This is a genomic window from Nostoc mirabile CHAB5784 (assembly GCF_020829645.1).
Classification (GTDB): domain Bacteria; phylum Cyanobacteriota; class Cyanobacteriia; order Cyanobacteriales; family Nostocaceae; genus Nostoc; species Nostoc mirabile.
Genome location: NZ_JAIVFS010000210.1, coordinates 1 through 6243 on the forward strand (window position 1 = coordinate 1; position 6243 = coordinate 6243).

Here is a 6243-nt window from a genome sequence, read left to right on the forward strand (position 1 = left end):
CTGGGGCAGATATACTACATAATTATTAAAGGTCGCGGATACTTTGAGGCTGACAAGATAATATTTTTAATCTCTAATTCCATTTGATTTGCGTTCTCTCATATCGCTTTTAGTCTAAACTCCAGTTCTAAAGGATGTGCGCGGCCTGGTTTGACTAGTTGGTAATATCCATTTTGGGAAGCGTATGCAATACCTGCTTCTCCTAGTTCTTTGAGTGCAGCATCTACCTCCGAAATTTGTTTCAGGGGCAAACCAAGGGCGTGACGCAATAATTGTTGGTCTGCTTGTAAATTTGCACCACCACTACTAGCAACATCTAACATTAATAAAGCACGTAGTAAACGTCCTTCTATTCCGCTTTCTATTTGTTCTGGTGACAAATTTTGACTAGCTTCTTTATAAGCTTGTAATAAATCTGGACGCTTTTCTTGCAGCGTACTTTCAAAATATACAAATAAATTATCTAATGATAATAAGCTTATCCATCCATTGGAAACTTCCGCACTCGCTTGGGAAACAAAGCGCTTTAAACCCCGCTCATCATCCCAGATGAATCTAAACATTGTGCGTTCGTTTTGTGCGAGAACGGCGTTTAATCTTGGTAAACAATAAGTAGTTAATGGGTGTAATGGAAAACAACCTTGTACTACCTTCTCTAATAGCCATTCACGACTACTGCTAGCAGTAGCACGATTCCCCCATAAGCCCATAGCTAAGGTGAGTAAGTCGTCTTGCTGTGCTTGAGCATTATCAAACAAACGCTCGCTGGGGATAAGTTTAGCAATGGAAGCACTTATCAATTCTTCCGTGTTTTGCGATCGCAACTCATTTTGAAGGAAACGTCCACCACTGCGTTCCAACGCGGCTTGTGCTTCCTGAGTGCTACCTTGGGCGCTGGCAAAACTTTGTAAACTAACTACATAAAAATGCAGTTGATTTCTTCCAGAACGCCCAGCAGCTTCTGCTAAATTATCAATACCTTTCGTGTCCACAACTGCGGTTGAAGACTCACCCAGTTTTTGTAGCAAATGTGTAAACTCATCCGCAATCACAAAAATCCCACTATATTCACCTGCTTCTACCAGCTTTTGCGCCACTTCAAAAAACGCTTCTGATGGTCTTTCAATCACAGCATTTGGTTGAAAAGGTGTGCCACTAGCTTTTTGAGCTGCGGGACGGAAAATACCTAAAGCTGAGTCAGCACGGGGGCTTTTTAACTCATTTTTGAGTTGATTTAATGTCCGACGATAATCATTTTCTAAAATATCTGATAATCGCTGAATGATATCAGGATAATCACTTTCCCATGTTTCAATCTGATTTAAAGCCGCTTGATAATAAGTATTACCCAGTAAATCTTCTAAATTATTTTCCTCAAGAGCATCAGCTAAACCACGCAACACAAAACTATTAAAAGTAATGGCTGTATCTGCTTGTAAAAGTACAAGTAAAAAAGGTGGTTTTTCTAAGCGAGCATCATATATGGCTTTTGCTTTTGAATCATTCAAAAGCCGTAGTTTCTGAAAAAATGGTTTTAAAAGTGGGTCGTCGGCAGAGCGTGTGATATAATTTGCAATCATCAACATCAAATCAGATTTACCCGTGCCGTAAGTACCGACAAAAGAACGGGCGCGTTGTTCGGAATTAGATTGCAGACTATCCCGAACACTCATAAAGATGTCGAGAATTTCTGGAGTAGGGATATAGTTTTCAACGAAGTGGCGGTTCTGTTCCTGATCAAAAAAGTCATTCGGTAGTTGGACGGAAGGTTTAAATCCACCTTGTACTCCAACTAACTCCCCCATCCTTCGTGTCATAGCAGTATTTCCTCTGACATCTCAAATATATGATTTTGACTCATTCCAGACAGTATTTTCCCTAACTCTAACTTTGCGTGCTTGCGAGTTATCAACACCACACCAGTCCGCAAATCGGTAGCACGCCCAACTTGCCTAAAAAACACCTCTTGCTGTTGCGGAGTCCACCAACCTAACAAAGGTTCAATCTCATCAACCACAACAAACTCAGCCGCAGTATCATTACATACTAATTTTAATATTCCCAAAAAATCTTCCGGACGATAGGTTTCTTCCCGTCCAATCAGATTTTCTAAAAAGTCAGGGTCAAGTGTAAAGTTGATATATTTCCAACCAGTACGGCTACAAAGCGATCGGCAAAGGGAAGTTTTTCCAGAACGGGGCTTTCCAATAACCCAGAGAACGCGGTATCGAGCTTGCTGACTACATACCAAGCGGACTTGTTTCTCAAGTGAATCAAGCAAAGTATCAAATTTCATCGCTGGCTGTAGTAACGTTCTAGTAACAGGTGTGGTGGTTCCAAATACAGTCGGTTGACTGGCTCGTGTTGTGTTTGTGAAAAACTTAAACAGCCCAAACCTGTTAATTCGCTGACAAACTGACGCACCTGTGGCTCCGAAGCTTGGCAAATATGCCCCAGGCTACCTTCTTCCTTACACAATTGGGGGAAGCTTAAAGTATTCGTTTGATTGTAATGACGCCGCCACCAATCAAATAACACATACCCTATTACCAAAATTTGTGGGAAATTAGGGGAAGCTACGCTGATGGTGGTTTTTTCTTTACCTAAAATCCCTAATTTGCTAAACCCTTGCGGGCGTATGTATGTACTAATAGCTGTGGAAGGGTCTTTTTTTAGTGCGGAGCGATTTTTAACTTCATCCCCCATAACACTGGCAAAATACGAAGTAAATTGTTCAGCAGTGAAACTCAAGCCAGGTGAAAGAAATTCATTCATCAGAACACGCCACGCTTGAGAACATTCAGTGTGTTTCGTGGATAAATAATAATGCAGTATCCATTGCGTCCCCAAGTCTGTTAAATTTGGGTCGTAATTAAAAGCTAACTTGCCAAAGGGTGTTAGTTCGTAGCTTCGTCCCCGTTGACGTTGTTCTCCTAGCGTTGCTAAACCCGTATGACGTAACCACGCGGAAAATCCTTCTGCAACAGGCCGATTAACAGCCATACAAGTCGCCAAAGCATCATGACCCAGTTCAGGCTGAGTCTCAACGCATTGTAAAGCTGCGCTTAGACGTTTCAAATCTAAATTAAAATTTTGATAAAAACCTATTGTTTTTGCCAAGAGTTACACCTTTTGCTTTTAATGGTTTATTTCCAAAACAGAAATTTGCGCCAATACATATAGTTCAAGACTTACGCACTGAAGACGTAAAATCAAGTTTTGAGATTGCCGCGCTTAGCTATCGCCATGCTTGCAACGGACGTAATTCGGTCGCGGTGCGCCTAGTTATGCTTCACCCTCCTACTGCTTACCATGCTTATAGCAGCAAGCCACAAAAGCATACGGATTGAGCAGGTTTAGCGCTACAATTTCAAAGTATGATTCTAATGTAAGCGCATTTACTTATCATTCTCAAGTTAGGAGTAGTCATTAACTCGTTGCTGCCTACTGATACACCCAGTCAAAATTATCCTATTTATCTCGACTGCCACTCAACAACCCCAGTTGATAAGCGGGTTGCAGAATTGATGTTGCACTACATGACCAAAGCATTCGGTAACGCTAGCAGCATCGATCATAGCTATGGCGATGAAGCAGAACAAGCGGTTTCTCAAGCAGCTATTCATGTAGCTAAATTAATTAGAGCTTCACCAAAAGAGATAGTTTTTACATCAGGAGCCACTGAAAGCATCAATTTAGCTATTCAAGGCAGCATCCTTGAAAAAACCACTAATAAAACCAGGCTTTGCATTGCTGTCTTACCAATTGAACACAAAGCAGTTTTAGATACCTGTTATGCACTAGCGAAAAAAGGATTAGCTGAACTGATTGACTTAACAACATACTTTAGCAGTTAATAGAGCTAAAGCACTCTGCACCTCAGGGTTGCAGTACGATGTAGACGATGAGGACATTGGAATAGGTTCAATGGCTTATCAATAGTTGAATTTACAGGTGACATAAATTTAAGTACAAATAATAATTATTGTAAACCTGTAGTAGACTTACCAGGTATTTACGATTTGCACGCTTTTTATGAGGTTTTTCTATAATTTTACTCGCAATATTGACAAAATCTCTCTAACTGGGGCTTTGTCTGCTTCTAGCTTCTCTATTCTCTCTAATAACCGTTTTGGAATGTACTTGCATTTTTTAACAAGGCGATCGCCATCCTTCCAAAACTCATAGTGATACCAAGCTTGGGGATAATCTTTGCCGTGAAGGGTGATGGTTTTCCACTGAATGGAGCCACTACCTAATCCTTTGTGTCGTCTAGTTTTACTAGGGTTATCTTTACTGGGGGGTATCTCTGACTGTTCGACATCTTTACTAGGGTTATTTTTACTAGGGGGTATTTCTGACTGCTCGACATCATTACTAGGGTTATTTTCGATATCCCCCAGTAATGTGTTTTTACTAGGGCTAGGTACAACACCCAGTAATGTCAAAATTTCTCTAATTGGGCGCTTCTTGAACTCTGCTTCTTGAATAACTCCCAGTAAATGCTTTGGAATGTACTTGGTCTTCTTTCTCCCTTTTTCCTGCCAATGATAATAAGCCTGGGGATAGTCCTTTCCACCCCTAGTAATGGTGCGCCAATGAATAGTGCCGTTACCCTCACCCCAATTTCTGCGCTTTTTACTAGGGTTGTCAATACTTGGGGGTATTTCTATTTGTTCAGGCTTTTTACTAGGGCTATCAATACTTAGGGATATCTCTATTTGTTCAGAGTTTTTACTAGGGCTATTATCAATACCCCCCAGTAAAAGTTCCGATACAGGAGGCGGATGGTTTTGACAGCAGTTTGAGGACTCAGATATTTCCGGAGCGCAAATTCTGGATAATTCCATAGGACTTGTCAAAAAATACCGTTGCTGTGCCTGTTTCACCGTGCCGTGCTTTAGCCATGATGAGTTCTAATATTCCTTGATCTGTAGTGTCTGGGTTGTAGTACTCATCGCGGTAAGCGAGAATAATATTGTCTGCCACCATTTCTAAAATTCCTGACTGGCTGAGGTCGCTCATCATTGGGCGCTTATTCTGTCTGCCCTCAACTCCCCTAGAGATTTGCGACAGTGCTAACACGGGTACATCCAGTTCCCCTGCCATTTTGTAAAGTCCTCTGGCCACATCTCCCAGTTCATAGCTGCGGTTCCCTCCAGAATCCTCTGCCATCATTTGCAGGTAATCAACTACAACTAACCCCAGTTTTCCCTCTTTGGCCTTAATTTGACGGCATTCAGACGCAATTTGTGAAACGGTGATGCCCCTTGAGTCATTCATGTACAGCGGTAATTCTGAAGCAACACCGACGATTTTGGCAATGCTTATAAATTCCCAGTCTGCTAGGGGTTTATTACCTGAGCGATGTCTGCGTATGCGATCGCTTTTTAGTGGCGTTAACTCTAAATGCTTATAGGCATTGGTAATACTAATTAAACTCCACAGCCTGTATTCCAATTGTTTCTTTGTCATCTCCAAAGAGAAGATGACCACAGGTAGATTGTGGAGTAGTATCATTTGGAGGGCAAGAAACAGCGCAATTTGGGACTTCCCCATTGATGGCCTACCCGCAACTATGGTGAGTGTGCCGCTTTCAAATCCCACCATCAAATTATCGAGTTCATGAAGTCCTGTAGGGTAAATGGGGTTTCCTGAATTTAAATCCTCGTAAGCAGCAACGTTAATCGTGCTGTTATGTTCAGTGTTTGAAGATAGGGTTTGATTAGATAATTGGAAAATTTTCTGTTCTGATTGGTCAAGGATTTGTGGTAACTCAGTTTCTGTCTCGTAACCCAGATGTACAATTTCATTTCCAGCCTTGATTAACTGTCTACGCGCGAATTTGTCCATCACCAACTCGGCTAAAGTGTCAATGTTGACAGCTGACACTGTGCGGTCTACCAGAGTTGCTAATTTATTTCTCCCACCGATACGGACTAGTAAATCGTGGTCAGTAAGCCAAGCTGTAACTGTGAGTAAATCAGTGGGTTTACCAGAGCAATAAAGGCGCTGCACGGCTTGATAGATATCTTTATGGGCGCTAATGTAAAAGGCTTCGGGAATTAAGCGATCGCTGACTCTACCAATTGCTTCTGGGTCAAGCATGATACCGCCTAACGCTCTTTTATGTCTCTGGTGAGAGAAAAATGCTCTGATTTGCTGAGATTTTTGAAATTCCTTGAAGACTGTGAACAATACAGGCGCTGCTATGTCGGAAATATTGAGAAGTAATCAAATATA

6 protein-coding genes are annotated in these 6243 nt (G+C 41.5%); 1 reads left to right on the plus strand and 5 read right to left on the minus strand.

Annotation, left to right across the window (positions count from 1 at the left end):
* Positions 1-98 precede the first annotated feature (98 nt).
* The 3 genes from LC653_RS44085 to LC653_RS44095 are packed head-to-tail and all read right to left on the minus strand — an operon-like array spanning position 99 to position 3120.
* The gene (locus LC653_RS44085; protein ID WP_229501564.1) at positions 99-1817 is read right to left on the minus strand and encodes a DUF6079 family protein; all 1719 of its coding nucleotides are present in this window, start codon (positions 1815-1817) and stop codon (positions 99-101) included.
* The gene (locus LC653_RS44090) at positions 1814-2296 is read right to left on the minus strand and encodes a hypothetical protein (RefSeq protein ID WP_229501567.1); all 483 of its coding nucleotides are present in this window, start codon (positions 2294-2296) and stop codon (positions 1814-1816) included. The genes LC653_RS44085 and LC653_RS44090 overlap by 4 nt, the downstream gene beginning before the upstream one ends.
* Positions 2293-3120: a DUF4007 family protein gene (locus LC653_RS44095; RefSeq protein WP_221704727.1), complete on the minus strand. Its 828-nt coding sequence runs from the start codon at positions 3118-3120 to the stop codon at positions 2293-2295. Before LC653_RS44095 ends, LC653_RS44090 begins: the two co-directional genes overlap by 4 nt.
* Positions 3121-3437: 317 nt before the next feature.
* Between LC653_RS44095 and LC653_RS44100 the strand changes: the two genes are divergently transcribed.
* Positions 3438-3857 carry an aminotransferase class V-fold PLP-dependent enzyme gene (locus LC653_RS44100; protein WP_308189250.1) on the plus strand — a complete coding sequence of 140 codons (420 nt, stop codon included), beginning with the start codon at positions 3438-3440 and terminating at the stop codon, positions 3855-3857.
* Positions 3858-4046: 189 nt separating this feature from the next.
* On the opposite strand, the gene LC653_RS44105 is transcribed toward LC653_RS44100, so the two are convergent.
* Both LC653_RS44105 and dnaB read right to left on the minus strand, forming a co-directional pair.
* The gene (locus tag LC653_RS44105) at positions 4047-4850 is read right to left on the minus strand and encodes a hypothetical protein (protein ID WP_229501565.1); all 804 of its coding nucleotides are present in this window, start codon (positions 4848-4850) and stop codon (positions 4047-4049) included.
* On the minus strand, positions 4813-6159 hold the full coding sequence (dnaB, locus tag LC653_RS44110; RefSeq protein WP_308189251.1) for a replicative DNA helicase: 1347 nt from the start codon (positions 6157-6159) through the stop codon (positions 4813-4815). Before dnaB ends, LC653_RS44105 begins: the two co-directional genes overlap by 38 nt.
* Positions 6160-6243 lie beyond the last annotated feature (84 nt).

Bases quoted from the DNA above. Each gene is read 5' to 3' on its own strand.
- LC653_RS44090 (WP_229501567.1), bottom strand. From the start codon at position 2,296: ATGAAATTTGATACTTTGCTTGATTCACTTGAGAAACAAGTCCGCTTG.
- LC653_RS44105 (WP_229501565.1), bottom strand. From the start codon at position 4,850: ATGGAATTATCCAGAATTTGCGCTCCGGAAATATCTGAGTCCTCAAAC.
- LC653_RS44085 (WP_229501564.1), bottom strand. From the start codon at position 1,817: ATGACACGAAGGATGGGGGAGTTAGTTGGAGTACAAGGTGGATTTAAA.